The sequence below is a fragment of the Streptomyces sp. NPDC048496 genome, from assembly GCF_043200055.1.
Taxonomy (GTDB): domain Bacteria; phylum Actinomycetota; class Actinomycetes; order Streptomycetales; family Streptomycetaceae; genus Streptomyces.
Window position 1 is genome coordinate 265,733 of record NZ_JBICXB010000001.1, and the last position, 26,071, is coordinate 291,803.

General features: G+C 71.8%; 24 protein-coding genes and 1 pseudogene. 6 read left to right on the top strand and 19 right to left on the bottom strand.

The window, feature by feature from the left end:
• Positions 1-134: 134 nt before the first annotated feature.
• Entirely contained in the window at positions 135-2,249 is a 2,115-nt protein-coding gene (locus ACGFSA_RS01225; RefSeq protein WP_393297867.1) for a flotillin family protein, read from the bottom strand.
• Between the two features lie 62 nt (positions 2,250-2,311).
• Positions 2,312-2,971, bottom strand: a complete 660-nt coding sequence (locus ACGFSA_RS01230; RefSeq protein WP_393297870.1) for a hypothetical protein — start codon at positions 2,969-2,971, stop codon at positions 2,312-2,314.
• Between the two features lie 311 nt (positions 2,972-3,282).
• Here ACGFSA_RS01230 and ACGFSA_RS01235 point away from each other — a divergent pair, with 311 nt between their 5' ends.
• Positions 3,283-4,353, top strand: coding sequence for a PucR family transcriptional regulator (locus tag ACGFSA_RS01235; protein WP_393298369.1), 1,071 nt, complete (start codon positions 3,283-3,285; stop codon positions 4,351-4,353).
• Positions 4,354-4,636: 283 nt separating this feature from the next.
• Positions 4,637-6,193, top strand: coding sequence for an MFS transporter (locus tag ACGFSA_RS01240; RefSeq protein ID WP_393297873.1), 1,557 nt, complete (start codon positions 4,637-4,639; stop codon positions 6,191-6,193).
• Positions 6,194-6,647: 454 nt separating this feature from the next.
• Here ACGFSA_RS01240 and ACGFSA_RS01245 read toward each other — a convergent pair whose 3' ends face one another.
• The gene (locus tag ACGFSA_RS01245; protein ID WP_327245505.1) at positions 6,648-7,103 is read right to left on the bottom strand and encodes a TerB family tellurite resistance protein; all 456 of its coding nucleotides are present in this window, start codon (positions 7,101-7,103) and stop codon (positions 6,648-6,650) included.
• Positions 7,104-7,267: 164 nt separating this feature from the next.
• Here ACGFSA_RS01245 and ACGFSA_RS01250 point away from each other — a divergent pair, with 164 nt between their 5' ends.
• Together ACGFSA_RS01250 and ACGFSA_RS01255 are read left to right on the top strand one after the other, a co-directional pair.
• The gene (locus ACGFSA_RS01250) at positions 7,268-7,726 is read left to right on the top strand and encodes a BlaI/MecI/CopY family transcriptional regulator (RefSeq protein WP_393298372.1); all 459 of its coding nucleotides are present in this window, start codon (positions 7,268-7,270) and stop codon (positions 7,724-7,726) included.
• A 3-nt stretch (positions 7,727-7,729) separates the two neighbouring features.
• Complete coding sequence (locus tag ACGFSA_RS01255) at positions 7,730-8,671, top strand: M56 family metallopeptidase (RefSeq protein WP_393297876.1); 942 nt, start codon at positions 7,730-7,732, stop codon at positions 8,669-8,671.
• A 19-nt stretch (positions 8,672-8,690) separates the two neighbouring features.
• Here ACGFSA_RS01255 and ACGFSA_RS01260 read toward each other — a convergent pair whose 3' ends face one another.
• From ACGFSA_RS01260 to ACGFSA_RS01285, 6 genes are all read right to left on the bottom strand, one after another.
• A complete protein-coding gene (locus ACGFSA_RS01260) occupies positions 8,691-9,929 on the bottom strand; it encodes a cation:proton antiporter (protein ID WP_393297879.1) in 1,239 nt (412 codons plus the stop codon).
• 2 nt (positions 9,930-9,931) lie between these two features.
• Positions 9,932-10,402, bottom strand: coding sequence for a TrkA C-terminal domain-containing protein (locus tag ACGFSA_RS01265; protein WP_358856938.1), 471 nt, complete (start codon positions 10,400-10,402; stop codon positions 9,932-9,934).
• A 230-nt stretch (positions 10,403-10,632) separates the two neighbouring features.
• On the bottom strand, positions 10,633-12,081 hold the full coding sequence (locus ACGFSA_RS01270) for a flotillin family protein (RefSeq protein ID WP_393297882.1): 1,449 nt from the start codon (positions 12,079-12,081) through the stop codon (positions 10,633-10,635).
• Between the two features lie 53 nt (positions 12,082-12,134).
• Positions 12,135-12,644 (bottom strand): hypothetical protein, encoded by a 510-nt coding sequence (locus tag ACGFSA_RS01275; protein ID WP_393297885.1) that lies wholly within the window; start codon positions 12,642-12,644, stop codon positions 12,135-12,137.
• 106 nt (positions 12,645-12,750) lie between these two features.
• On the bottom strand, positions 12,751-13,236 hold the full coding sequence (locus ACGFSA_RS01280; RefSeq protein ID WP_393298375.1) for a peroxiredoxin: 486 nt from the start codon (positions 13,234-13,236) through the stop codon (positions 12,751-12,753).
• A 181-nt stretch (positions 13,237-13,417) separates the two neighbouring features.
• Entirely contained in the window at positions 13,418-14,086 is a 669-nt protein-coding gene (locus tag ACGFSA_RS01285; protein ID WP_393297888.1) for a TetR/AcrR family transcriptional regulator, read from the bottom strand.
• A gap of 69 nt (positions 14,087-14,155) precedes the next feature.
• Here ACGFSA_RS01285 and ACGFSA_RS01290 point away from each other — a divergent pair, with 69 nt between their 5' ends.
• Positions 14,156-15,598, top strand: a complete 1,443-nt coding sequence (locus tag ACGFSA_RS01290) for a DHA2 family efflux MFS transporter permease subunit (RefSeq protein WP_393297891.1) — start codon at positions 14,156-14,158, stop codon at positions 15,596-15,598.
• 55 nt (positions 15,599-15,653) lie between these two features.
• Here ACGFSA_RS01290 and ACGFSA_RS01295 read toward each other — a convergent pair.
• Together ACGFSA_RS01295 and ACGFSA_RS01300 are read right to left on the bottom strand one after the other, a co-directional pair.
• Positions 15,654-16,015, bottom strand: a pseudogene (locus ACGFSA_RS01295) (GNAT family N-acetyltransferase); the annotation flags it as partial.
• 114 nt (positions 16,016-16,129) lie between these two features.
• On the bottom strand, positions 16,130-17,530 hold the full coding sequence (locus ACGFSA_RS01300) for a hypothetical protein (RefSeq protein WP_393297894.1): 1,401 nt from the start codon (positions 17,528-17,530) through the stop codon (positions 16,130-16,132).
• A gap of 163 nt (positions 17,531-17,693) precedes the next feature.
• On the opposite strand from ACGFSA_RS01300, the gene ACGFSA_RS01305 reads away from it, so the two are divergent.
• The gene (locus tag ACGFSA_RS01305; RefSeq protein WP_393297897.1) at positions 17,694-19,046 is read left to right on the top strand and encodes a molybdopterin-dependent oxidoreductase; all 1,353 of its coding nucleotides are present in this window, start codon (positions 17,694-17,696) and stop codon (positions 19,044-19,046) included.
• Positions 19,047-19,383: 337 nt separating this feature from the next.
• On the opposite strand, the gene ACGFSA_RS01310 is transcribed toward ACGFSA_RS01305, so the two are convergent.
• The 8 genes from ACGFSA_RS01310 to ACGFSA_RS01345 all read right to left on the bottom strand — a co-directional run bounded on the left by ACGFSA_RS01310 (position 19,384) and on the right by ACGFSA_RS01345 (position 26,071).
• Entirely contained in the window at positions 19,384-20,211 is an 828-nt protein-coding gene (locus ACGFSA_RS01310; protein WP_393298378.1) for a class I SAM-dependent methyltransferase, read from the bottom strand.
• A gap of 8 nt (positions 20,212-20,219) precedes the next feature.
• Positions 20,220-20,867, bottom strand: a complete 648-nt coding sequence (locus tag ACGFSA_RS01315) for a DUF2064 domain-containing protein (protein ID WP_366691494.1) — start codon at positions 20,865-20,867, stop codon at positions 20,220-20,222.
• A complete protein-coding gene (locus ACGFSA_RS01320) occupies positions 20,864-21,598 on the bottom strand; it encodes a glycosyltransferase family 2 protein (protein WP_393297900.1) in 735 nt (244 codons plus the stop codon). Before ACGFSA_RS01320 ends, ACGFSA_RS01315 begins: the two co-directional genes overlap by 4 nt.
• Positions 21,599-21,856: 258 nt before the next feature.
• Positions 21,857-22,918 carry an NAD-dependent epimerase/dehydratase family protein gene (locus ACGFSA_RS01325; protein ID WP_393297903.1) on the bottom strand — a complete coding sequence of 354 codons (1,062 nt, stop codon included), beginning with the start codon at positions 22,916-22,918 and terminating at the stop codon, positions 21,857-21,859.
• Between the two features lie 200 nt (positions 22,919-23,118).
• Positions 23,119-23,724: a hypothetical protein gene (locus ACGFSA_RS01330; protein WP_393297906.1), complete on the bottom strand. Its 606-nt coding sequence runs from the start codon at positions 23,722-23,724 to the stop codon at positions 23,119-23,121.
• Positions 23,721-24,977 (bottom strand): MAB_1171c family putative transporter, encoded by a 1,257-nt coding sequence (locus ACGFSA_RS01335; protein ID WP_393297909.1) that lies wholly within the window; start codon positions 24,975-24,977, stop codon positions 23,721-23,723. Before ACGFSA_RS01335 ends, ACGFSA_RS01330 begins: the two co-directional genes overlap by 4 nt.
• Positions 24,978-25,015: 38 nt before the next feature.
• Complete coding sequence (locus ACGFSA_RS01340) at positions 25,016-25,588, bottom strand: toxin (protein WP_393297912.1); 573 nt, start codon at positions 25,586-25,588, stop codon at positions 25,016-25,018.
• A 6-nt stretch (positions 25,589-25,594) separates the two neighbouring features.
• A complete protein-coding gene (locus ACGFSA_RS01345; RefSeq protein WP_393297915.1) occupies positions 25,595-26,071 on the bottom strand; it encodes a hypothetical protein in 477 nt (158 codons plus the stop codon).

Consider the following 26,071-nt stretch of genomic DNA (forward strand, 5'->3'; position numbering starts at 1 on the left):
GCGATCGAGGACAAAGCCGTGGCCGGTCGGGCCCGATGCACTGATGGGCGGTCAGGGGGCGGCCGTCCCGTCGAGCCCGTCCGGCCTCCGAGGACAGAGCGGCCACCCCGGCGCCGGGGCTCGACCTGACGCCCCTACGCCACCGGCGTCCCATTGCGCGACGCGGGTACGTCAGGGGCATCCGCCAGTGCCCCGACCGGCAGGTCCGCCAGACCGAGCTTCCGCGCCGAGTCCAGGAGCTGGCGGACCGGTCCGGCATCCGCACCCACTCCCGGCGCCGCCAGCATCCGCATCAGCAGCGCCGACACCGTCAGGTTCTGCACATCGCCCGTCGAGACCGACCCGAGCACACGCGTCAGGTCGTCCGTGAACGATGACGACCCGTTCAGCCACGGGCCTGCGAGTGCCTTCGCGGTGTCCGAGTTCTCCACGAACCCGTCCACGCTCTTGCCGAGCGAGATGGACGAGACGAGCCGGTCGAAGAAGACCGAATCCCCGCCGACGATGTCGATGTCCGCGTTCTCCAGACCGGTGGCCAGGACCGTCGCCTGCGCCTCGGCGACCTGCCGCTGCACATCGAGTCCGGCCAGCCGGATCTCCTTCTCGGCGGCGAGCCGCAGCCGGTACTCCTCGTGCCCGCGCGACGCGTCGTCCAGCGCCGCCATCGCGGCCGCCTTCTCCGTGAGCCCGGCCGCCTCCGCCTTCAGCTTCTCGCCGATCATCGCCGCGTCCGCCGTGGCCTGCGCCTGCGTGCCCTCGGCTGTGGCGAGAGCCTTCAGCCGCGCACCCTCGGCCTCGGCCTTGAGCCGGGCGGACGTGGCCCCGGCCTCGGCGAGACCGGTCTTCTCGATGACATCGGCCGCCGCCTCCCGTACCTGCACCTCGGCAAGTCCGGGCGCCGCGGACTCCGCCTGGACGCCTTCGGCGAGCCGCAGCTTGGCCCGGGCGTCGAGGTCCGCGCTCTTCAGCCGGGCCTCGGCGAGGGTCAACTGTTCCGCCGCCCGGTGCGTGGCCGCCACCTCGGCCGCCTCCGCCGCCTTGATGTCCTTGACCAGCTTCTCCTGGGCCTCCGCCTCGGCTGCGATGATCACCGACTTGCGGGTGCGCTCGGACTCCTCGACCGCCCGCAGCGTCCTGATGGACTCCTCCTGCTCGGCGACCGTACGGTCCACCGCGATCCGCTCCCGGATCACATCGGCGACCTCGCGGCGCTCGGCCTCGACCTCCTTCGTCGCGGCGATCCGGTTCAGCTCGGTCTGCCGTTCGCGTCCGATGACCTCGATCAGCCGGTCCTTCTCGATGCGCTCGTTCTCCACCGCGATGACCCGCTCACGGTTCTTCTGCGCGACGGCGATCTCCCGCGCCTGGTTCTCGCGCTGGATGCCGAGCTGCTCCTCGGTACGGATGAACGCGGTCTGCGCGCCCAGCCGTTCCTCCTCCTGGACCCGGGCGGTGGCCGCCTCCTCGCGGGCCCGCAGCGTCTCGACCTCGCGCCGCTGCTTGATCTCGGCCTCGGCCTGCCGGCGCTCCAGCTCCAGGATGGTCTCGCGGGCGTCGACGTTCTGCCGGGTGATCTCCTTCTGCTCGGTGCGCTGGTACTCGTTGGTGCGCACGTGCTCGATCGCCGTCAGCTCGGTGATCTTACGAATGCCTTGCGCGTCGAGGATGTTGGCGCCGTCGAGCTGCGCCATCGGCGTCTGCTCCAGGTGGTCGATCGCCGCGTCGTCGAGGTGGTAGCCGTTCAGGTCGGTGCCGATGACCCGGATGATGCGGTCCCGGAACTCCTCGCGCTTGGTGTAGAGATCGACGAAGTCCAGCTGCTTGCCGACCGTCTTGAGCGCCTCGGCGAACTTCGCGGCGAAGAACTCCTGGATGGCGGCCTTGTCGCTGGCCCGCTCGGTGCCGATGGACTGGGCGACCTTGATGACGTCCTCGACGGTCTTGTTCACCCGTACGAAGAAGTTGATGTGGATGTCGGCGCGGATGTTGTCCTGGCAGATCAGGCCCTCGCGCCCGGTGCGGCGCAGCTCGATCGTCTTCACCGAGATGTCCATGTACTCGGCCTTGTGCAGCACCGGCAGGACGACGGCTCCGGTGAAGGTCACGTCGACCTTCTTGGTCTTGGAGATGATCAGGGCCTTGCCCTGTTCGACCTTGCGGAAGAGCCGGCTGATGACGAGGAGCAGGGCGATCGCGATGAGCAGGACCACGGCGACGAGCACGCCGAAGCCCAGGGAGATGGCATACATGACAGTCCTTGGCGGCTGGTGAGGAAGGTGAGAAGTGCGGGGTGCCCGGCGGTGCGGGCGGCTCAGCGGGTACGGCGTCGGGTGCGCGGCAGCGGCCGTGGGGGCTTCGGCGGTCCCGGGTCGAGCGTCACGTCGTACGGCGAGACCCAGAAGAACTCACCCTCGTCGTCGTACGCGTACAGGAGTCCCGCGCTGCCCGCCGTGAACGCCGCCTCATCGGTCTGCCGTAACAGCCTTACCTGCACCATCGCGGTCGAACCGTCGGCCGCCGCGACTTCGGCCTGGCCGAAGTCGGAGCTGACGGAGCCGGTACGGACGGTGCAGACCCGGCCGAGGAAGTCCTGCCGGGACGGCGGGAGTTCGGCCGGGAAGTGGCGCCGGTAGCGGTGGACGAGGACCCGGACCACAGCCCAGGAGATCAGCAGCGCCCCGGCGAGCACGGCACAGGCGAGCGCGGCCCGGGCAGTGCCGGTGACCGCGCTGCGGAGCAGCAGGACGGAACTGGTCAGGCTGGTGAACCAGGCGACGACGACCATCACGGACACCGAGACGGCGACCGGCACACCGCCGATCCCGGCCAGGTCGGTGTCGAGGTCGGCGTCGAAGGAGTGATGGTCGGCCGCGCCCGCCAGGACCAGCAGCCAGAAGCAGATGACGACGATCAGAGCGGCGCCGAAGAGGACGGCGGGGAAGGAGGATGCGGCTCTCAGGAATTCCTGCATCGGTCCACTCCCCCTGCCTGTCGGTGGGGGTGCGGTGGAGGGGACGTCCGGCGGTGACTCCGGTGCCGCGGCGCCGCCTGCATGCGGCGCCGCGGCTACCGGGTCATCCCCCCCCGTCCCCGTATCCCCCGTATTCCCCCGAGTTCCCCCGTGTTCCCCCGGTTGGTGATGGGCCTGATCATGACAGCCGACGTCGTCGTATCGCACTGCCGGAATCCGGCAATCTTTGTACGTCTTTGATGCCGGGCACCGACACCTGCTCATATGTGTTGAGTGGGTGTCAGTGACGCATCAAAACTGGAGGCATGGGCGTGGCGGAGCCGGAGATTCCCGACGAGTATCTGGGGGAGTACGCCTCCATCCTGGAGGAGGTCGCGGCGACCGGCCGCCGACTGACCCGCGACGAGTTGGACGCCCGCCGCACCCTGGGCCGGGAGGCGGCCGAGGCGGGATTCCAGCTGCGCGCCCTGGTCGGTCTGCATCTGGCGGCGACCCGAACCGCCTGGCCGCGCGCCACAGCCGCGCACCCCACGTCCACCGACTGCGTGCTGGCCGCGGTCGAGCAGGCCGTCGACGCGTTCGCCGAGGGGTTCGAGCGCGCCCAGCGGCTCACCGTGCGGCGGGAGGAGGCGGCGCGCCGTGAGTTCATCGACGACCTGCTGTACGGGCGCAGCGACCTGGGCCGGCTCGCCGAGCGGGCCACCCGCTTCGGGCTGCGGCTGTCGCGTGCCCACGCGGTCGCGGTGGCGACGGGCCCGGAGGCGTACACCGAGACGGATGCGGTGCCCCGCATGGTGGAGGCGGCGCTGCTCGCCCGCTTCGACGGCCGGAAGATCCTCCTCACGACCAAGGACGGGCGCCTGGTCTGCATCGCCCCGGCCGCCCAGCCGGACGTCCTGCGCTATTTCGCCAAGCAGGCGCATGCGGCGACGGATGGCGGCCTGGTCGCGGTCGGCCGCCCGCACCGGGGCCCGGGCGGCGTCGTCCAGTCGTACGACGAGGCGCTCGACGCGCTCGATCTGGCGGACCGGATGGACCTGGAGGATCCGGTGCTGTACGCCGCCGACCTGCTGGTCTATCCGGTGCTGACCCGGGACCGGCAGGCGATGACCGATCTGGTGCGCAGTGAGCTCGGCCCGCTCCAGAAGGCGCGAGGAGGCGCGGAGCCCTTGCTGAAGACGCTCGCCGCTTACTTCGACGCGGGCTGTGTCGCCGCCGAGACGGCCCGCAGGCTGGCGCTCAGCGTGCGGGCGCTCACCTACCGGCTGGAGCGCATCCATCAGCTGACCGGCTCCGACCCGTCCGACCCGATGCACCGCTACACGCTGCAGACCGCGGTGATCGGCGCCCGGCTGCTGGACTGGCCCGCCAAGGAACTCTGACGGCCCAGCCCGGACCGGGCGGCTCCTCAGCTGCCATCCCTGGTGGGCGCACGACAACAGCTGCGGCACCTCGCCGCGTTGTCGGAGCGCCCGGACACGCCCCGTACGAGGACGCCCCTGCGCCGTGCGACGCACCGCATCCGACGCCGCGGGCCGATCCACCACCGGGGGCGACGGGGCAGCCCCTGGCCCCGGCGCGCATCCCCGCATGCGGGGATACGGACCTGCCTTTAGCGTGGGTCCGGGGGATTTCGGGGGGTGCGCACCGAGGGAGACCCGGACCATGGCTCGTCACTCACGTCATGCGCGGGAGCCTGTCGAGGGTGAGCCCTCCGCGAGCGGCGCGAGAGCGACCGCCACCTCCCCGCCGTCCCGCCCCGCATCCGACCGTGAGCGCGGCCCGTCGCGTCGGTGGTGGGTGCTGGCGGTGATCGGTCTGGCCCAGCTGATGGTGGTGCTGGACGCCACCATCGTGAACATCGCCCTGCCCTCCGCCCAGCAGGACCTCGGATTCTCCGACGGCAACCGCCAGTGGATCGTGACCGCGTATGCCCTGGCCTTCGGCTCGCTGCTGCTGCTCGGCGGCCGGATGGCCGACCTGGTGGGCCGCAGGATCGCCTTCCTGACCGGTCTGGTCGGCTTCGCGGTCGCGTCGGCGATCGGCGGCGCCGCCCCGAGCTTCGAGGTCCTGGTCTTCGCCCGCGCACTCCAGGGCATGTTCGGCGCGCTCCTCGCCCCGGCCGCGCTCTCCCTCCTCACCACGACGTTCACCGTCCCGAAGGAGCGCGCCAAGGCGTTCGGGATCTACGGCGCGATCGCGGGGACGGGCGGCGCGGTGGGACTGCTGCTCGGCGGGGTCCTCACCCAGTACCTGAACTGGCGCTGGTGCCTGTACGTGAATCTGCTGTTCGCCCTGGTCGCCTTCCTCGGCGGCATCCGGCTGCTCACCGCCGGTGCCCCCGCAGACCGCCCCAAGCTCGACGTCCCGGGCACCGTCCTGGTCTCGGCGGGGCTCTTCTGCATCGTGTACGGATTCTCCAACGCCGAGTCGCACCCCTGGGGCGCACCGGACACCTGGGGCTTCCTGCTGGCGGGCGGTGTGCTCCTGGCGGCGTTCGTCTGGTGGCTGACCCGGGCCGCGCATCCGCTGCTGCCGCCGCGGGTGGTGCTGGACAGGAACCGCGGGGCGTCGTACCTGGCGATGTTCATCGCCGGCGGCGGCATGTTCGGCGTCTTCCTGTTCCTCACGTACTACCTGCAGAGGACCCTGTACTACTCGCCGGTGACGACCGGTCTCGCCTTCATCCCGATGGTCTGCTTGATGATCGCGACGTCGATGACGACGACCAATGTGCTGGTGCCGCGCTTCGGCGCGAAACCGATCGTGCCGCTCGGCATGGGCATCGCCGCGGCCGCCATGGTGTGGATGACCGGTTTGGACCTGACGAGCAGCTACCCCACCTATGTGCTGCCCGCCCTGCTCGTCCTCGGCCTGGGCCTCGGCGCGATCTTCGCCACGGTGATGAACCTGGCCACGTACGGGGTGGCCACTCGCGACGCGGGTGTGGCCTCGGCGATGGTCAGTACCAGCCAGCAGGTGGGCGGTTCGATCGGCATGGCGCTGCTGAACACCCTCGCCACCAGTGCCGCCATGGACTACCTGTCCGACCGCCCGGTGACGCCTGCCAATGTCGCCCGGGCCCAGCTGCAGAGCTACTCCACCGCGTACTGGTGGTCGGCGGGTTTCTTCCTCATCGGGCTGGTGGTGACGGCGGTCCTGTACCCCAGGGGCGCACCCCGGACCCAGGTGGTGGAGGAGTCGGCCCCGGTCCGCGCCTGACGACCGGGCCGGCTGCCCCGGACCCGCCCTGCACGCCGGCGTCCCGCCGCCGCATGTCGTCCAGCGACTCAGAGCCTGTCGGGTGACCTCTGATCGGGCGGCCACGCCCTGGCACGCACGCTTCCCGCGTTGCCAAAATGCCCTAGTAGCTCCGCTACAAGGCCATCCCAGCGCCTTGGAATCGCACGCACCAGACCGCGTCCGCTTTTCGATCGAAGGTCACCCGACAGGCTCTCACGCCGTACGAGGATCCGTGCGGTCCCGTCCGGCGCCGGCTTGACGCAGGACCCCGCCTCCGTGACGCGATGCGTACGCGGCACGGAGGCGGAGTCCTGGGGATGGGCGGCCGGGGATTCGTTCGGGGGGAGTCGCGAGTCCCCGGCCTGGCCGGGTGCGGTCCGATGGTCAGTCGGACCGCGGGATGCTCCCGGCGGTCAGTGGGGCCGTCGAGGCACTAGAGGTCGAACTCGTGCGGCGGAAGGTCGAGCGCGAAGCACGCCTCCCGGACGACGGCCTGCTCCGACTTGTCGAAGTCGCCGTCGGCGCCGCCGATGACGATGCCGATCTGGATGACGGCACGCGCCTCGGCCGGCTTCTTCTTCGCCTTGCCGATCTCCTGGAGCACGCTGACCTTGCCGAAGGCGAAGTCGGCGGTGAGCTTGTTCACGTACTCGTTGAAACGCCGCTGCAGGTCGTCCGCGGGGAAGTTCTGGAGCACCTCGTTGGTGGCGATGAGCGAGGCGACGCGCTGGCGCTCGGACGGGTCGATGGAACCGTCGGCAGCGGCGACCAGGGCGCACATGGCCATGCTCGCGTCGCGGAACGCACCGCTCTTCAGGTCGTTCTTCTTCGCCTCGAGCTGTGACTGCATCGTCGTCGCGGATTCCTTGATCCGATCCCACAGTGCCATGACGTCTCCATACGTTGCTTGCGTTGCGTTGCCGGAACGAGATCCAACTCTACAGACGTGTAGAAGTGAGCAGGATGGTCGCCCACTACGTCCGGGAACCGGCCTTCAGTACGATGCTGCGACGCCGTGGCCGACGCGGCATCGCACGAAGGGCAGTCACCACGATGGACACGGCCGGGGCCAGCCACCACCCGCACAACGAACTGTCCGACGACAACGTGCCCCCGGCGGGTCCCGCCTCCGACGGCCGGCGCCCCCGCAAGCGCGGACAGGGTGAGCTGGAGGCCCAGGTCCTCGCCGTTCTGCGCTCGGCGAACGGCTCCGCGACGGCGGGCTGGGTGCAGGAACACCTCGACGGCGACCTCGCGTACACCACCGTCATCACGATCCTGTCCCGTCTGTACGAGAAGAAGTGCGTGACCCGTGCCCGCCAGGGCCGCTCCTACACCTGGACGTCCGCCTCCGACGAGGCCGGTCTCGCCGCGCTGCGGATGCGTCGGGTCCTGGACGGCGAACGGGACCGCGAGGCCGTACTCGCCCGGTTCGTCTCGGCGCTGTCCCCGGGCGACGAGGAACGCCTGCGCGCGCTGCTGGCGCAGACGATGGAGAAGGACGAGGGCTGACCCATGGGCGTCTTCGTCTACCTGCCCCTCGTGCTGCCGTTGACCGCGCTGCCGATCGCGCGCCTCGCCGAACAGCATCTGCACCCGCGCAGCGCCACCCGCCTGCTGGCGGCCGTCGGCACGACGCTCGCCCTGTGCAGCACGGTGTGCCTGGCGTTGCTGATGGTGGTGGGCACGGCCCAGCTCCCCGGCAACCCGCTGCCGGACGGCTGGTCGGACCTCGAGGTGCGTGCGGCGGTGCCGTACGAGGAGAAGGCGGGCATCGTCGCGATCGGGGTGCTGGCGGCGGTGGTCGTGGCCTGCGGGTCGGCGGTCCATCGCCACGTACGCCAACGCATCCGCGCCACACGGGCCCTGCAGTCCCTCCCGGAGCAGCCGTCCGCGGTCGCCGTGCTGCCGGACCCGGAGCCGTACGCGTACGCACTTCCCGGCACCCCCGGCCGGGTGGTCGTGTCGACGGCGATGATGGAGTGCCTGACCGCCCGCGAACGCCGGGCGCTCGTCGCCCACGAGCAGGCCCATCTGGCCGCCCGTCACCACCGCTACCTCCTGGCCGCCCAACTTGCCGCGCGCGCCAACCCGTTCCTGCTGCCGCTGCGTACGGCGGTGGCGTACAGCACGGAGCGGTGGGCGGACGAGGAGGCGGCGCAGACGATCGGTGACCGGCGGGCGGTGGCGGTCGCGGTCGGCAAGGCGGCGCTCTTCGCGCACCGTTCGCCGACCGCCCGGCCCGCGTTCGCCGCGTTCGCGGCGGTGGGCCCGATCCCGCGCCGGGTCGCAGCGCTCCTGGAGCCGGTCCCGCCGACCCGGCTGTGGCCCCCGTCGTCCGCGCATGTCGCCTGGGCGGGACTGGTGGCCACCGTCGGAACCACGGTGTCGGCGCTGTCGTCGCTGAACGCGACAGTGACGCTGGTGCGGATCCTGCACGAGGCGACCCCGCTCTGAGAGCGGTTCAGAGGAGCTCTCAGTCGGCGGCCGAGGCGTGCTCGACGACAGGCATCTCCGTGCGGGCGACAGGCACACTGCCCCCGGACGCGCCACCCCCGCCGTCCCGCCACGTCCGGATCCTGGCCACGACGGGCTGGGTCCAACGGGCGGTGAGCGGACCGATGATGACGAGAATCAGGACGTACGCGGTGGCGATCGGCCCGATACGGGGCTCGGTCGCCACGGCCAGACCGGCGATGACGATGGAGAACTCACCGCGCGCGACCAGCGTCCCGCCGGCCCGCCACCGCCCGCGCGACCCGATCCCGGCGCGCCGGGCGGCGTACCACCCGGTGCCGATCTTGGTGAAGACGGTGACGAGGGCCAGCAGCAGCGCGGGCAGCAGCACGGGCGGAATGTCGGACGGGTCGGTGGAGAGACCGAAGAACACGAAGAAGACGGCGGCGAACAGATCGCGCAACGGCGTCAGCAGCTTGCGGGCCCCTTCCGCGACCTCTCCCGAGAGCGCGATCCCGACGAGAAACGCCCCCACCGCCGCGGACACCTGCAACTGCTGTGCCACACCGGCCACCAGGACGGTCAGCCCGAGCACGACGAGCAGCAGCATCTCCGGATTGTCGGAGGACACGGCCCGGCTGATGAGCCGGCCGTGCCGCAGCGCCACGTAGAGAACCAGACCGACGGTACCGAGGGCGATCAGCAGGGCGATACTGCCCCCGGCCAGACCGGCACCGGCGACCATCGCGGTGAGCAGCGGCAGATAGACGGCCATCGACAGGTCCTCGATGACGAGAACCCCGAGAATGACGGGCGTCTCCCGGTTCCCCAGCCGCCCCAGGTCGGTGAGTACCTTCGCGATGACGCCGGACGACGAGATCCAGGTGACCCCCGCCAGTGCGACGGCCCCCACGGGCCCCCACCCGAGCAGCAGCGCAGCCACCGCGCCGGGCGTCGCATTGAGTACGAAGTCGACGGCCCCGGACGGGTACTGCGTCTTCAGGCTGGTCACCAGCTCGGACGCGCTGTACTCCAGCCCCAGCAGGAGCAGCAGCAGAATGACGCCGATCTCGGCGCCGACGGCGGTGAACTCCTCACTGGCCCCGAGGGGCAGCAGCCCCCCGTCCCCGAACGCCAGCCCGGCCAGCAGGTAGAGCGGGATCGGCGAAAGCCCTATCCGCCCGGCGAACCGTCCGATGATCCCGAGCCCCAATATGACGGAGCCGAGCTCCACCAGCAGTGCGGTCGTGTCGTGCACGGTCAGCCCTCCGCAATGATCTCGGAGAGCGCGTCGACGCCCTCACGCGTTCCGACGACGACCAGCGTGTCCCCGATGGCCAGCCGGAAGTCCGGCCCGGGCGACGGATGCGCACTGTGCGTCCGCAGCACGGCCACGATCGACGCCCCGGTCCGGGTCCGGGCCCGGGTGTCCCCGAGCAGCCGGCCCCCGTACGGGGAGCGCGACCCGAGCGGTATGTGCTCGGTGACGAGATCGATGCCCTCGGTCCGTACGGCGTCGATGGGCGCGGCGTCGATGAGGTGGGCGAGTCCGGTCGCCTCCCGTGGAGTCAGGGCCACGGAGAGCTGACACGAATCGGGATCGTCGCGCTCGTAGAACCCGATGAACCGGCGCCCGTCGTGGTGGACGACGACGGAGATGTGCTGTCCCGACTCGGTGATGTAGTCGTACTGCACACCGACTCCGGGCAGCGTGGTCCGGTGGGTTCCCATGGCTTCCTCCCGAGGCGCGCGGCGCCAGGGCGACGCACTTGGTGATCTCTTTAACCTTCCATTACCTTAACCGGAGGGTTCCGCCGCCTGGTGCCCGTGCGCACGGAGATCCTGCTCACCCGCGGAGACGGCGTGATCGGCGCGCGGCCCTGGGAGGCGGCCGAGTCCGGACGCAGCCGTGCCCGGCGGTTTGCTGCTCACCGCCGGGCACGTGGGGATCGGGAACGGCGTCAGTCGGTGATCTCGATCTTGCCGTTGGCCGATGCCGTGGCCGGGGCCTGCGCCGGGATCTCCGTCGCGGTGTCCGAAGCCGACCCGCCCTTCAGGTTCTTCAGCAGTGCCGCCAGGTCGACGCCCGTCGTGGCGTTGAGCAGTTCCATGCCCTGCGCGACGTTGTCCGCGACCGTGCGCGACAGCTGGCTCGCGCCGTCCGTCGAGATGACCGTCATCTTGTCGATCGCGCTGAGCGGTTCGGCCGCCTTGGCGACGACGTGCGGGAGTACCTCGACCAGCATCTGGAGCACCGCCGCGTCGCCGTACTGGGCGAACGCGTCCGCCTTCTTCCGCATGGCCTCGGCCTCGGCCGCGCCCTTCGCGGCGATGGCGGCGGCTTCCGCCTCGCCTTCGATGCGGACGGCGTCGGCGAGCGCCGAGCGGTGGAGCTTCTCGCCCTGACCGGTGAGGCGGGAGCGCTCCGCGTCCGCCTCGGCCTCCTTGACCTGGGCGATGCGGCGGGCCTCGGCCTCCTGCTCGGCCTGGTAACGGGCGGCGTCGGCGGGCTTGCGGACCTTGGTGTCGAGCTCGCGGTCGGTCAGGGCCGCCTGGCGCTGGGCGACCTTCTCCTGCTCCTCCAGGACTTCCTGCTGGCGGGCGGCCTCGGCGAGCGGCCCCGCGGCGTTGGCCTTGGCCGCCGCCGCTTCCGTCTCGGCCTTGATCTCGGCCTGCTTGAGGTAGAACGTCCGCTCGGCGACGGCGATTTCCTCGGCGGCCTTGAGGCGGGCCTGCTCGGACGCGCGCTTGGCGATCGCCTCGGCGATGTCCGCCTCCTGCTTGGCGCGGGCGGCCTCGGGGCGGCCGAGGTCTTCGAGGTAGGAGCCCTCGGTGGTGATGTCCTGGATCTGGAAGGCGTCCAGGATCAGGCCCTGGCCGGAGAGGCTGGCCTCGGCCTCCTCGGCGACCTGGCCGGCGAACGCGGCGCGGTCGCGGATGATGTCCTCGACCGACATCCGGCCGACGATGGCGCGCAGCGCGCCGGAGAGAACCTCCTGGGTGAAGCCGACGATGCCGTCCTGCTGCTGCAGGAACCGCTGGGCGGCGGCCCGGATCGCGTCCTCGTTGCCCCCGACCTTGACGATCGCGACGCCTTCGAGGTGGGACTTCACACCGCGCAGGGTGACGGCTCCGCGCACGGCGACCGGGATGTGCCGGCTGGAGAGGTCCAGGGTGAACTTCTGCTGCACGAACGGGACGACGAAGACGCCGCCGCCGACGACGACCTTCTGCCCGCTGTTGTCGATGCTGGTGCGTCCGGTCACCGGGTCGGTCGATTTCTTGCCGCGCCGGCCGGTGATGATGAAGGCCTCGCTCGGCCCGGCGACCTTGTAGCGGGTGATCACCACGAGGCCGAGGAGTACGAGAAGTACGACGACTCCGACGACGGCGGTCACAACTGGGCTCATAAGGGGTCCCCCCTGCCTCCCGATCGGGAACGGCAGCTCGGTTCAGTGGGTGGTCAGCGCTCGACGGGGCGGACCGCGACCGAGGTGGTCGAGAGTGCGGCCTCCACCCAGATCTCGGTGCCGCGCTCGACCGGCACCGGGCTCTTCGCCGCGAGTTTCACGGGCTGGCCCGCGAGCCGCAGCAGGACCTCGCCGTAGCCGTCGGCCGGGATGGCCGTGACGACGGACCCGGACGTGCCGACGAGATCGGCGCCCCGCGGTGTGGCGGCGGTCTGATCGCGCATCAGGGCACGGCTGAACTTCCAGGTCAGCCAGGCCGCGACCAGTCCGGCGACCAGTCCGGCCGCGGTCGCGGCGACCGTACCGGCACCGGTGGCGCCGAGCACGATCGCGCCGCCGAAGCCGAGCATCGAGAGAAATCCGGCAATGACGGGGAGGGACAGGAGGCCGTCGAAGAGCCCGTCGAGTACGCCCCCGAAGAGCCCTTCGAGGATTCCGTCGAAGATCAGGGAGAGGGCGAGGAGCACGACCCCCGCAACGCCCAGACCGAGAAACAAGGTCATGTGATCACCTTTCCCGATCTGCGAAATCCCCCGAATGTTTCCGTCGAGCTGGCTGGATGATGCCATACACACTCGGGTCGTGACATTGCCGGGGTCCGGCAATCTTTTACTCGTTCTTGGTGCCGGAGATGTGGTCGGCGAGCGTGTCCAGCGACTGGAAGGTGGCCCCGAGGACCGCGACATGCTTCCACCGCAGCACGCCGTCCGGCCCGATCAGGAACACGGCGCGGCGCACCCCGATCCCGGGCGCCGTGATCCCGTACGCCCGGGCGACCTCCCGTCCGGTGTCCGCGAGCAGCGGCATCCGCAGACCGTACGTGCGGGCGAACGACTCGTGACTGTCCACACCCTGTGGACTGATTCCCCAGACTTCCGCGTCGAGACCGGTGAAGGTCTCCAGGCCGGAGGAGTACGAGCAGAGCTGCTTGGTGCAGACGGCCGTGTTGTCGCCCGGGTAGAAGGCGAGGACGACGGTACGGCCGCGGGCGTCCGAGAGCGTGTAGTCGCGGCGTTCGAACGTGCCTCCGGCGAGCGTTCCGCCCGGCAGTGTGAAGTCCTGGACGGGCTGGCCGACTTGTGGTGACGATCCCATGGCGGGTCCCTTGTGTGCGACGGATGCGCGGTGTTCGGCGATGTTCCGGTACAGCATGCTCGGTACGGTGATGGCTTCCGCGGCCAGGAGGTACGTCCGGCGGATCGGCGCCCCCCTCGCACGGAGCGGACCATCTGTCGTACGCGCTCATCGACGCGCTGAACCGGGACGCCGGGGGCGTTCAGCCGGTGGGCCCCGCCGCGGCGTAGTGGCCCAGGAACATGTCGACGCCGCTGGTGATCAGGCGGTCCGTGACCGGGTCGCCGATGGCCGTGCCGTACGAGCTGAAGACCAGGTGCGGGAAGACCAGCAGCGCGTACAGCTGGATGATCGCCGTCTCCAGGTCCGGGATGGTCAGGCGGCCCCGGTCGGCGAGGGTGCGCAGGGCGTCGGCGACGGCGGGGTGGTGGCCCTCGGGGCCGTGGCCCTGCCAGGCGTTCGCCAACTCCGGGAAGCGGTGCAGTTCGGCGGCGACGAGGTTGCGCAGGGCGATGACGTCGGCGTTGTCGCGGACGGCGGCCACCCACGTGCGGGCCGCCTCGACGAAGGCGGTGCGCAGGTCTTCGGCGTCGGCGAGTCCGGCCAGTGCGGCGGCCGAAGGGCCGCCCAGGGGCTCGTCCAGTGCGCCGGCGATGACAGCCGTGAACAGCGCTTCCTTGCTGCCGAAGTGGTTGTAGACGGTCACCTTCGACACGCCCGCCTCGGCGGCGATGGCGTCCATCCCGACGCCGAACCCCTCCCGCAGGAACGCCTCACGGGCGGCCTTGACGATGGCCCGCCGCTTGGCCTCGGCGCGCGGTCCGCCGGGTGGCTGCTTGGCGTTCCCCCGGCGGCTGCTCTGCATGGTCATGGGGCAAGGCTAACAGCCAGCTGAACTGAACAGTTGAGTTCACATGAACTGGCCCGTACAGTTCAGTTCATGAGTCCGCATGAGACGCACGTACAGCATCCGGCCGAACATCAGGCCGGGCATCCGCCCGCCCAACCGCGTCGCTGGGCGACGCTCGCCCTCGTCTGCGTCGCGCAGTTCATGCTCGTCCTCGACGTCACCGTCGTGAACGTCGCACTGCCCGACATGGCCGCCGACCTGCACCTCGGCCGTACCACCCTGACCTGGGTCGTCACCGCGTACACCCTCTGCTTCGGCGGGCTGATGCTGCTCGGCGGCCGGCTCGCCGACGCCCTCGGCGCGCGCCGCACCCTCCTTGCGGGGCTGGCCCTCTTCACCGTCGCCTCGCTGGGCGCCGGGCTCGCCGACGGCGCCCCCGTGCTGATCGGGGGCCGGATCGCCCAAGGGGTGGGGGCGGCGCTGCTGTCACCCGCCGCCCTGTCCCTCGTCACCACCTCGTTCCACGGCGCGGAGCGCAACAAGGCGCTCGGGGTGTGGGCGGCGATCGGCGGGACCGGGTCGGCGATCGGAGTGCTGCTCGGCGGTGCGTTGACCGGCGGCCCCGGGTGGCAGTGGGTCTTCTACATCAATGTGCCCGTCGGGATCGCCCTGCTCGCCGCCGTACCCGCCCTCGTCCCGGCGCGCGCCCCCCAGCCCTCCGCCCGGCTCGATCTGCCCGGCGCGCTGCTGGTCACGGCCGGGACCGGGGCCCTCATCTACGGACTGGTCGAGGCGGGGGACGCCGGGTGGGGGTCGGCCGCCGTCCTCGTGCCGGTCGCGGGGGCCGTGCTCCTGTACGGGGCGTTCGCGGGCGTCGAACGGGCGGCCGAGCGGCCGCTGATGGATCTGCGGATGTTCACCCGGCGGCCGGTGCTCGCGGGCGCGTTCCTGATGCTGGTCGCGACGGCGCTGCTGATCGCCTTTTTCTTCCTCGGGTCGGTCTATCTGCAGCATGCGCGAGGGTTCACCCCGATGCGGACCGGGCTGGTGTTCCTGCCGGTGGCCGTCGCGGTCGGGCTCGGCGCGCATCTGGGGTCGCGGCTGGTCGGGACGGCCGGCAGCCGCGGGACAGCGGTCGCCGGGATGGTGACCGCCGCCGCCGGTTCCGTACCGCTGACCCGGCTGGGAGCGGACAGCAGCGTGTACGGGGCGCTGCTGCCCGGCCTCTCCGTCGCCGCGCTCGGGCTCGGCGCGGTCTTCGTCACCGCGACCACGACGGCGCTGGGGATGGTCGGGCACCACGAGGCGGGGCTCGCGTCCGGGGTGGTCAACACGTTCCACGAGGTGGGCGGCGCGATCGGAGTGGCGGTCGTCTCCACGGTCGCGGCAGCCGGGATCGAGGGCGGTGCGGTGGGCGGGTTCGCCGACGCGTTCACGGTCTGCGCGGCGGCGGCCGGGGCCGGTGCGGTCGTCGCGTTCGGACTGGTGCCGCAGGGGAAGCCGGAGACGACGGGCGGGCCGCACGTGCACTGAAGCGTGCTGCGCGGATGCGGGGCGGACCGGGGGCGGCGGTCGGGGCATCCGCCGGTCAGCCGAGTTCCAGGCTGGTGATGTCGAACAGTCCGGTGTGGTCGACGTCCGGCGTCGGACCCGTGTACATGCGGGCTGTCTCGAACGACGGGGTGAGACCCAGCTGTTCGGCGAGTCGGACCGCCGCCGGATTGATGTCGGGTACGTCGACGGCGATCTCCGTCTCCGGTGCAGTGGCCGAGAGGGCGCTCACCAGGGCGGCGGCCACGTCGGGCGACGTGGCGTGCAGCGGGCCGATGCGTGACGACGTACGGCACGGGCGCAGCACGGCGAAGCCCTGCACCTCCCCGTGGGCCACGGCGGCGAGAGCGGTGCGCAGGGGGCGGCGACCTACGGGGCGAGAAAACCGTCGCGTTCGGCGTGGGCCCACTCGCCCAGCATGTCGATGTCGGCGGCGCTTGCGGTGGTGATCTCGAATGTCGGCACGGGGCAACCCGTACCCCGTGCGTGATCGGTTCAACGTGTTTCCCGAACTCACCACCCGGTCCAGAGCAGGTGGTTGACGAGGAGGGCGACGGCCGCCTGCGCCGTCAGCCAGCCGCGACGGGCGGACGGAGGGAGCAGTGCGGTGGCGGGCAGCAGCCAGAGGACGAACGGCTGCCAGATGCGTTCCGTCTCGGCCTTGCTCATCCCGGACAGATCCGCGACGAGGAGGGCGAGGAGCGCGGCCAGGGCGAGGAGGCTCAGCCGCTGCGGTGCGGAGGTGGCGCCGGTGCGGACGGCGCGGACGGCGGACGGGGCGCCGGCCGCGGCCCGGCGGAGACCGGCGACGGTGGCGAGACCGGCGGCGATCGTGGTGGCCGCGAGGTTCGCCCAGACCCAGTAGGCGTACGGACGGATCCCGCCGGCCCCCTGGTAGTAGCGCTCGACCAACAGCCGGTATCCCTCCCACCAGTTGAAGCCCGCCAGGGTGAACGCGACCGGCACGACGAGCGCCCCGAGCAGGAGAGGCGGAAGGGGGCGCGCGGTGCGGGCGAGGAGCAGGACGGCGAGGAGCAGGAGCGCGATGAGCGTCAGGCCGTACGAGAGATAGCAGGTCAGGCCGTAGAGGAGGCCGGAGGCGAGGGCGGCCGCGGCGGCGCGGCCCGGCCGGGTCCGACGGGTTGCGGCCAGGGCGAGGAGGGCGACCGACCACGCGGCGACCGCGGCGAACCAGGCGTCCGCCGAGGCGCCGGTCCAGACCGCCATCGGCGCGAGGACGAGGAACGGGGCGGCGCGGCGGGCGAGGCGCTCGTCGGCGAGGGCGCGCACCGTGATCAGGGCGGCGACGACGGCGGAGCCGCCGAGCACGATGCACCAGACACCGGCCCAGCCCCCGCCGCCCAGCCCGATCCGGTCCAGCAGTACGAAGGTGAGCGTGGCGCCCGGCGGATGACCGGCGACATGGGCGGGCCAGTTGCCCGGGGGGCCGACCAGGATGTGCGTGTTGAATCCGCGCAACGCTGCGCCGATATCGTCGAAACGGCTGATGACCCGCAGGTATTCATGCTTCGTGGTGAGCCGTTCGGCGATGCCTCGCCCCCAGCCGTCGATCATCGCCAGGGAGAAGATCCAGCCGAGGGAGGCCGCCCACGCGGTCGCGAGCAGACCCCGCCAGGGCAGCCGGCCGGCGAGGACCGGCCCGTACGCGACGACGGCCGCGGCGACGACCACGGCGGCCGGGGTGCCGGGGCCGGTGTGCGGGTACCAGGACGCCAGCAGGGGCGGCCAGTTGACGTAGAGGCTGCCGTCGGCGTCCTGGATCGCCCGGCCGACCAGCACGGCGGCCGTGACCAGCAGGACACCGGCGGCGGCGGCGATCAGGTCGCGGCGTCGGCCGGTGGCGCGCCGGCCGGCGGCGCGCTGCTCGCGTTTCACGTGCTCCTCGGTCTTCACACAGGCACGCTATGCAGGGCGGGGCGATGACGGGTGGTGCCACCGGGGGCGCGTCATCGAACTGTCAGATCTTGGCCCGGTTGGCGGACTTCGGGAGTGACGTCGGGGTTTCGTCAGGAGTCGTACGCGCTGCGGCCCGAGACCTCGGGCTTAGCGTCGGGACATGGGTAACAGTCGTCACAGCAGAGCGTTCCGGTTCCCGTTCCGCTTCGGTGGGACGGGCCGTGCTGGGCCATCGGACGGCGGACCGTCCGCGAGGCGGGTCCCGGCCGTTCTCGAACGGCTCCGGACCACGGATCGGCTGCCCTCCTCCCCCGGGTTCTGGCGCAGCCCCGTGCGCGGCGTCCGGTTCACCGCGGTGCTTGGGCTCGTCCTCCTCGTCGGGCTGACGCTGGTGTTCGTGACGGGGCTGCTGTCGTACGCCGCGTACAACCCGGATCTTGCGCCGGTCAACGACAAGACGCCGGGCAAGGGACCGCTGGGGTTCTACCTGTTCGCCTGGCCGACCGCACCGCACTGGCTGTACCGGCTGACACAGGGGCTGCACGTCACGGGCGGCATCGTGCTCGTACCGGTACTGCTGGCGAAGCTGTGGTCGGTGATCCCGAAGTTTTTCGCGCTGCCGCCGGTCCGGTCGGTGGGGCACGCCCTGGAACGGGTGTCGTTGCTGCTGCTCGTCGGCGGGGCGCTGTTCGAGTTCATCACCGGGCTGCTCAACATCCAGGTGTTCTACGTGTTCCCGGGGTCGTTCTACACGCTCCACTTCTACGGGGCGTGGGTGTTCTTCGCCGGGTTCGTCGCCCACGTCGGGCTGAAGCTCCCGCGGGCCGTACGGGTGCTGCGCAGCGGTGAACTGCGGGGTGGGACCGATGAGCTGGCGTCCCCGGCCCCCGATACGCCGACCATCTCCCGGCGTGGCACCTTCGCCATGGTGGGCGCCGGGTCGCTCCTCCTGCTGGTCACCTCGGTGGGCCGGAGCTTCGACGTGCTGCGCGGCACCGCGCTCCTCACCCCGCGCGGGGTCGCCGACCCCGGGACGGGGCCCAACGGCTTCCAGATCAACAAGACGGCCGCGGCCGTCCGGATCACCCCGGCGGACACGGGTGAACGGTGGCGGCTGACCGTCAGTGGACCCGCCGGGGAACTCGTGTTCACCCGGGAACAGCTCCTGGCCATGGACCAGTACAGCGCCGCGTTGCCGATCGCGTGCGTGGAGGGCTGGTCGACCGCGGATCAGTGGTGGCGTGGGGTGCGGCTGCGGGATCTGGCGGCGCTCGCGGGGTATCCGGACCGGCCGCCGTGGGTGTTCGTGGAGTCCGTGCAGCACAGCGGGCCGTTCCGGAAGGCCGCGCTCCGCGACAACCAGGTGCGCGACCCGCGCTCGCTGCTGGCGCTGGAGGTCAACGGCGAGACGCTGTCGCTGGACCACGGGTACCCGGCGCGGATCATCGTCCCGGCCGCGCCCGGCGTGCTCAACACCAAATGGGTGACCCGGCTGACGTTCGGAGAGCTGTGATGCGGAGGACGAACGGCCCGCGGTCCGCGGCGGTCTTCAGGCGCTGGTACGGGGAAGCGCCGCTGCATCTCCTGCTCCTGGCCGCCACCTTCGCCCTCGCGGGCTACGCGGGTGTGCGGCTGCTGGAGGGGGACACGTCCGGTGTCGCGGTGTGGTTCGTCGGCGCCGCGGTGGTGCACGATCTCGTGCTGCTGCCGGTGTACGCGACGGCGGACCGGGGCGTACGCGCGGTGCTGGGACCACGCTCCGGGCTGGTCAACTTCGTCCGCGTGCCCGCCTTTCTCTCCGGGCTGCTCCTGCTGATGTGGTTCCCGCTGATCAGCAGGAAGGCGACCCATTACAAGCCGGCGAGCGGGCTCTCCCCCGATGTGTTCCTCGGGAACTGGCTGCTGATCACGGCCGCGTTGTTCGCGGTGTCGGCGTTCTGGCTGGGCGTCCGGACCCTCCGGGTGCGGCGCAGGGCGATGAAGGGGCGGCCGTCCGACACCCACTGATCGACGGCCCGCCAGGCGTTCGGCTGCGCGTACCGGAGCAGGGCCGGGGTGCCGAGCCGGGCCCAGGGGAACAGCGCGCCCCCGGTGGCGGCCCGGTCCTCCTCATCGGTCCCTTCCGGCGCGAGGCGACCGTCGTACAACCGGACCTGGACCCGTTCGTCGATGTCCAGCGGCGACGTCTCCGCGATGAGGAGCCCGCCGGAGGCGAGGAGGTCCGCGGTGCGCAGCAGGAGACCGTGCGGATCGCCGCCGATGCCGATGTTGCCGTCGATCAGCAGCACGGTGCCCCAACGGCCCTCACCGGGAAGCGGGTCGAAGACGGAACGGTGCAGCGCCGAGCCGCCGATCCGGAGCGTGCGGGCGACAGCGGCGGCGCTGACGTCGATGCCGAGTGCGCGGTGGCCGCGGGAGGCCAGTTCCGCGACGAGGCGGCCGGGACCGCACCCGATGTCGAGGACCGGCCCTTCGCAGCGGCGCAGCGCCGACAGGTCGGCGGCGTCGGCCTGCGCACACCAGCGCTCGACGTCCAGGGGCAGCAGCCAGCCGTCCGTACGGCGCAGGAAGAGCGGACCGTGGCCGTTGCGCAGCGCGTCGGCGTAGGGATCGGTGGACCACGGGGCGAGGTCCTCTTTTTCGGAACCTGCCGTGCTCGTGGCGCCGCGGTCCGGCACCGTACCGCTCACCGGGCCGCCGCCGCAGTCAGCCGGGCCAGCGCCGCGGCGAACTCCCCGTGCGGTGCGGCGGCGGCGACGTGCGCGGCGTCCGCCGCCGTGTCCACGTCCCGCAGCCGCGGCAGATCGCGCACGGTCAGTCCGGCATCGACGAGACGCCGCCGCTGGACGGCACCGGTCTGCGGGACGGACATGGGCACGCCGCGCACCAGGTCCGGGTCGGGGGCAGCCAGGCCGAGTGCCCAGAAGCCGCCGTCGTCGGCGGGGCCGAACCAGGCGTCGCAGTCGTCCCAGGCGTCCGGGGAGAGCGCGGGCGCCAGCTGGGCGGCGGAGATCTGCGGGGTGTCCATGCCGATGAGCAGGGCCGGACCGGTACAGCCGGCGAACGCCGCCGCGAGCCGCTCGTCGAGTCCGCCGGAGCTCTGCGCCACCACCTCGACGCCCGCCGGCAGCCAGGGCCCCGGCCGCCCGTCCAGCACGAGTACGCGCCGCCGGGCGGGCAGCGAGAGCATCGTGCGCAGCGTGTCCCGGAGCGCCGCCTCGGCGAGCTGTGCGGCCTCGGCGGGCGTGAAAGGCGGCGTGAGCCGGGTTTTGACCAGTCCCGGCAGCGGTTCCTTGGCGATGACGAGGAGGGCGGTCGGGCCGGGCACGCTCATCGGGGCGCCTCCTGACGGGCCGTCTGCGCGCTCGTCCGTTCCGGCGGCCTGTGCAGGACCGCGCGCATGTCCCGTACCGCATGCCAGGTCCCCCGCCAGGTGCCGGTCACCTTGGACCTGCCCGTACGCGGCAGGTATGGGACATCGGTCTCGGCGACCCGCAGCCCGGCGTCCGACGCACGCACCACCATCTCCAGCGGGTAGCCGCTGCGCCGGTCGGTGAGCTCCAGTGCCAGCAGGTCGGCCCGGCGCGCCGCCCGCATCGGGCCGAGGTCGTGCAGGCGCAGTCCCGTCCGGCGGCGCACCATCCGGGCCAGCGCCAGATTCCCGGCGCGGGCGTGCAGCGGCCACGCGCCACGTCCCTCGGGGCGGCGGCGCCCCAGCAGCAGATCGGTCTCGCCGTCGGCGATCCGGCGTACGAAGCCGGGCAGCAGACCCGGGTCGAGGGAACCGTCGCAGTCGCAGAAGCAGACGAACTCCGCTTCGGCGGCGAGCAGTCCGGCTTGGCACGCGGCGCCGAAGCCGCGTCGCGGCTCATGTACGACGGTCGCCCCGAGCGAGCGGGCGAGCTCCGCGGATCCGTCGGTGGAGCCGTTGTCGACGACGACGGCGCGCCAGCCGTCCGGGATACGGCCCAACACCTGGGGCAGCGCGGCGGCCTCGTCCAGACAGGGGAGGATCACGTCGGCGTGGGGGGAGCGGGCGGGGTAGGAGTCGGTCACCTCGCTCACACTACGGAGCGAAAACCGGCATTTCGGGCTTCAGGTTCTTACGGAAGACGGACATCGACCCTTCGGCGGACCGCCGACTGCCCGACCCGGGGGCCGGGATGCCAAGGGGACCGTATGAAGAACATCCCGGACACCCCAGGTCCCGGACCCGCCCCGACGGACTGCGCGGCCGTGTTCTCGTCGACGGTCCGACGGTTGCCGAGGTGGTCGCCGGCTGTCCCGACCGGGCGGGACAGCCGGAGCCGGAGCGGCCGTCGGTCAACCGGTGGTGACCGCCCCCCTCAACGCCGCCCCGGCGAACTCCTCCATGCCCTCCGCGAAACCCACCTCCGGGCGCCAGCCCAGTTCCTCCCTCAGCCGCCGCGAGTCCGCCGTCACATGGCGTACGTCTCCGAGCCGGTACCCGCCGGTGATCTCCGGCGCCGGGCCGCCGTGCGCGGACGCCAGCGCCGTCGCCATCTCGCCGATCGTGTGCGGATCCCCGCTCCCCGTGTTGTACGCGGCGAAACTTCCCGCCCCGCGGCTCCCCACGGCCTCCAGTGCCACCGCGTTCGCGGCCGCCACATCGCGTACATGGACGAAGTCCCGCCGCTGACCGCCGTCCTCGAAGACCTGCGGCGCCTCGCCCCGCTCCAGCGAGGAGCGGAAGAAGGAGGCGACCCCCGCGTACGGGGTGTCGCGCGGCATCCCCGGCCCGTACACGTTGTGGTAGCGCAGAGCCACCGCCCGGCCGCCCGTCGCGCGCGCCCACGCGGCGGCCAGATGTTCCTGGGCGAGCTTCGTCGCCGCGTACACATTGCGCGGGTCGGTGGGCGCGTCCTCGCCCACCAGCCCCGGCGTCAGCTCCGCCCCGCAGTCCGGGCAGCGCGGCTCGAACCGGCCCGCCGCCAGATCGTCCACGGCCCGCGGCCCGGGCCGGACCCGCCCGTGCCGGGGGCAGTCGTACCGACCCTCGCCGTAGACGACCATCGAACCGGCGAGCACCAGATTCCGCACCCCGGCCGCGGCCATCTCCGCCAGCAGGACGGCGGTCCCGAGGTCGTTGCAGCCGACGTACTCCGGGGCGTCCGCGAAGTCCTTGCCCAGACCGACCATCGCGGCCTGATGGCAGACCGCGTCGACGCCCCGCAGCGCGTCGGCCACCGCCGCCCGGTCCCGGACATCGGCAACGATCAGCCCGTCCCGGCCGCCTCCGGCGCCCATGCCGTGCGCCGACTCCAGCAGCGCGTCGAACACCACCACCTCGTGCCTCCGCGCCGCCAGCGCCCCGGCGATGTGTCCCCCGATGAAACCGGCTCCGCCGGTGAGCAGTACGCGCATGTCCGTCAAACTAGAGCCCGGCACCGGCTCAGGCCCCGCACCGTGCGGGCACGTCACGGAATCGTCGGACCGAACGGGTGGCGGGCCAGGACATCGCGGTGGCGAAGCCCGGGTCCTCGGCGTCCGGGACCGGCACCTGGCTCCGGAACGCGGGGCAGCGTTGTGCGGCCGGAGTACGCGGCGGCGGAACCGAGTGGCCGTCAGACGAGCAGGAACGCGGCCGCCGTCCCCGCACCCAGCGCCGAGCCCGCCACCGTCTGGGCGACGCTGTGGTACCCGAGCGCCACCCGTGACCAGCACACGGCGACCGTCATCGCATACGCGAGCAGCCACCACGGCGAGTGGACCGCGGCCAGCAGCGCGACGACCGCCGAGGCGACCGACGCGTCCACCGAGATCTTCCAGACGGTGTTGACGGTCAGCAGCACGACCGTCATCGCCCACAGCGCCAGCATCGCCACCAGGATCCCGGTGGGCGCGTGGCCGAGGACCATGACGACCGAGCCCGCGCCGATCGAGCCGAGGATGACGAGGAAGATCGGTGCGCGCTTCGTACGGTCGACCACATGCCGGTCGCCCCAGGTGCCGCGCCCCCGCTCCCACTCGATGTATCCGGCTGGGACGATCCCCGCGCACAGGGCGCCGAGCAGGCCCCACAGCAGACCGGTCCAGTGGCCGGCGGCGGCCGTCCCGATGGCGAGCATGCCGGCCAGCAGAAGGTTGCGGGGCTGCAGCACGTCCGTGACCGCGCGGGCGGTCGAGGCCGTCGTCGGGTCGGAGCCGGTGGCCGGATCGGTGGTCGTCATGCCGTCCTCTCCATGGCCGCCGAAGCCGCCAGTACGTCCCGGGCCCGGTCCTCGGTGACGGTCCGGTAGGCCGTCGCCACCTGCACCAGCCATGCCACCTCACTGTCCTGGTCGGTGGCGTGCTGGGTGCCGACCGCCGCGGCGCTCCCGGCGGGAGCACCGGTGTTCATCGCGGTGAGGGCGGCCTTGATCCAGTACGCGTCGGCGAGCGGACCGGCCTTCGCGGGGGAAGGGGCGTCGGCCGCGGCAGCTGCCGCGGTGGCCGGGAGCAGGCTGTCCGGTACGTAGTGGCGCAGCTTCTCGACCGCGTCCGCGATATCGGCGGCCCACCGGTCGATCCGGAGATCCGCGGGGGTGTCGAACCGGGTCAGTTCGCGGCGGAGCGAGGCCGGGGGCTCGAACGGCTGGTCGGGGAACGCCGTCATCAACGCGTACCAGAGCGCGTGCAGTCGGGTCTGGGCCCGCCACAGCTTCGCCCGGCGCTGCCCCTTGCTGAGGGCGGGGACGGAAGCGCCGACCGCGAAGAACGCGAACAGCACGACCTGCGCGGCCTCGGTGACCTCGTCGAACTCCAGTGCGAAGGCGGCACTCGGCTGGTCGACGACGCTGACCCACAGGAACAGGGTGCGGCTCACCGTGTAGGCGACCCCGATGAACATCGCGAACGTCATCATCGCGAGCCCCACCCGCAGATGGCGCAGCCCGGCACCGGAGGTGGCCAGCGCCCACTGGTAGGCGCAGACCGCGGACGCGGCGCCGAGGTAGAGGTAGAACACGCTCATGTACAGCGTGGCGCCCCACTGGCCCGCATGGTCGGCGACGAAGCGGTCCGACGGCACGGAACGGTCGACGACGGTGAAGAAGAGCACCGTCAGCAGGATCAGCGTGGCGACGGACGCCTTGGCAGCCACCTGCTGGACCGCTCGGGCGAACCGGACGTGCCGCGGGACGTCACCGGCGTCGGGGTACTGGCCGTAGATGGCGACGATGTAGCTGAGGATCGCCAGGATCGCGATCGTCGCGGTGTAGTGCTTGATCAGAACCGAGAGGTCGGTGACCGGGCTGTCGTTGAGCCCGATCCGCACCACCCGGGTCTTGGTCCACAGGGCGGCGGCGAATCCGGCGTAGCAGCCCCACAGGGCGCGGCGACGCTTGTCCTCCTCGTCGCCCCACAGGGCGGCCGGCATGCGCCACACGGCGACAGCCGTCATCAGGACGGCTATGAGATAGCCGGCGAGGTCGAGCGGGGTCACGGCGGGATTCCTCCGGGTGGGGGGGGAAGGGGACGGGGTCACGTACGGCGGAACAGCCCGCGGCGGCGGTGCGCGACCGGGCGTGACAGCGAATTGGCGAGGCGTCCCACCATGTCGTCGCTGGTCACGTCCCTGGCCATCCGGGGGATGAGCGAGGCGCCGAACTCGGCGATCCGCTCGTCGTGCGTGTCGTACTGGGCACGGGCCTGGACGGTGGAGTCGCCCGCGCGCAGCGCGTCGGCGACGCCGGAGTCCACGACCCGGGAGATCAGGGACGTGTCGAAGACGGGCAGCAGCCGCTGGAGCTGGTCCGCGTCGAGCGAGGTGCCGTGGTCGAACCACTCGTGGCACAGCTCGTGCAGGATGACGTGCTGGGTCTGGTACGCGGTCGGGCGCCGCCGGTAGAGCACGAAGCTGGTCGAGCCGGAGGCGAGCCGCAGACCGCAGGCGGCATTGACGCGCGCCAGCCGGTCGGGCATTTCGTGCAGCACGATGGTGCGGCCGCGGGCCGCCTCGATGTTGGCCACCAGGCCGGCGATCGAGAACGGTGCGGGGATGGGGAGGTCGGCCAGTCCGGCCTCGCACTCCTTCCGCAGCTCGCGCAGGGACATGGCGGCCTACTGCGCCGATGGGCCGTCGGTGGCGGAACCGGTGCCTTCGCCGTCGGCGGGGGTACCGGGCCGGTTTTTCGCGTCCTCCAGGAGCGAGAGCGCGAACTGCAGGAGTTCCGGCGGCAGACCGTCGTCGGCCAGGCCGCGTCCGGCGAGCCCGCTGATCTCCCCGGTACGCCGCTTCGCGAGGAACCGCAGCCCGGCGACGACGTCATCGACGACCTCGGACTCCTCCTTGAAGAAGCGCCAGTCGACGCCGAAGCCCAGTCCGAGGGCCTTGAGGATGTCCTCGGACGGCTGGGTGACCTTCCCGGCGAGGATGTTGGAAAAGTAGCTGTGCGACAGCGAGCCGCCGCGTTCCCTCACCAGGTCCGCGAAGACCCGCCCCGAGATCTTCTGGCCGGGGAAGGTCTCCTGCACCATGTATTCGACCTTCTGCTGCAGCGTCCGCAGCTCCGGCGCGCGCTCTTCGCCGTTGTCCAT

Coding starts and splice junctions, on each gene's coding strand:
- ACGFSA_RS01225 (WP_393297867.1), bottom strand. CDS start 2,249: ATGTATGCCATCTCCCTGGGCTTCGGCGTGCTCGTCGCCGTGGTCCTG.
- ACGFSA_RS01230 (WP_393297870.1), bottom strand. CDS start 2,971: ATGCAGGAATTCCTGAGAGCCGCATCCTCCTTCCCCGCCGTCCTCTTC.
- ACGFSA_RS01240 (WP_393297873.1), top strand. CDS start 4,637: ATGGCTCGTCACTCACGTCATGCGCGGGAGCCTGTCGAGGGTGAGCCC.
- ACGFSA_RS01245 (WP_327245505.1), bottom strand. CDS start 7,103: ATGGCACTGTGGGATCGGATCAAGGAATCCGCGACGACGATGCAGTCA.
- ACGFSA_RS01250 (WP_393298372.1), top strand. CDS start 7,268: ATGGACACGGCCGGGGCCAGCCACCACCCGCACAACGAACTGTCCGAC.
- ACGFSA_RS01255 (WP_393297876.1), top strand. CDS start 7,730: ATGGGCGTCTTCGTCTACCTGCCCCTCGTGCTGCCGTTGACCGCGCTG.
- ACGFSA_RS01265 (WP_358856938.1), bottom strand. CDS start 10,402: ATGGGAACCCACCGGACCACGCTGCCCGGAGTCGGTGTGCAGTACGAC.
- ACGFSA_RS01270 (WP_393297882.1), bottom strand. CDS start 12,081: ATGAGCCCAGTTGTGACCGCCGTCGTCGGAGTCGTCGTACTTCTCGTA.
- ACGFSA_RS01275 (WP_393297885.1), bottom strand. CDS start 12,644: ATGACCTTGTTTCTCGGTCTGGGCGTTGCGGGGGTCGTGCTCCTCGCC.
- ACGFSA_RS01280 (WP_393298375.1), bottom strand. CDS start 13,236: ATGGGATCGTCACCACAAGTCGGCCAGCCCGTCCAGGACTTCACACTG.
- ACGFSA_RS01285 (WP_393297888.1), bottom strand. CDS start 14,086: ATGACCATGCAGAGCAGCCGCCGGGGGAACGCCAAGCAGCCACCCGGC.
- ACGFSA_RS01290 (WP_393297891.1), top strand. CDS start 14,156: ATGAGTCCGCATGAGACGCACGTACAGCATCCGGCCGAACATCAGGCC.
- ACGFSA_RS01305 (WP_393297897.1), top strand. CDS start 17,694: ATGGGTAACAGTCGTCACAGCAGAGCGTTCCGGTTCCCGTTCCGCTTC.
- ACGFSA_RS01315 (WP_366691494.1), bottom strand. CDS start 20,867: ATGAGCGTGCCCGGCCCGACCGCCCTCCTCGTCATCGCCAAGGAACCG.
- ACGFSA_RS01325 (WP_393297903.1), bottom strand. CDS start 22,918: ATGCGCGTACTGCTCACCGGCGGAGCCGGTTTCATCGGGGGACACATC.
- ACGFSA_RS01330 (WP_393297906.1), bottom strand. CDS start 23,724: ATGACGACCACCGATCCGGCCACCGGCTCCGACCCGACGACGGCCTCG.
- ACGFSA_RS01340 (WP_393297912.1), bottom strand. CDS start 25,588: ATGTCCCTGCGCGAGCTGCGGAAGGAGTGCGAGGCCGGACTGGCCGAC.
- ACGFSA_RS01345 (WP_393297915.1), bottom strand. CDS start 26,071: ATGGACAACGGCGAAGAGCGCGCGCCGGAGCTGCGGACGCTGCAGCAG.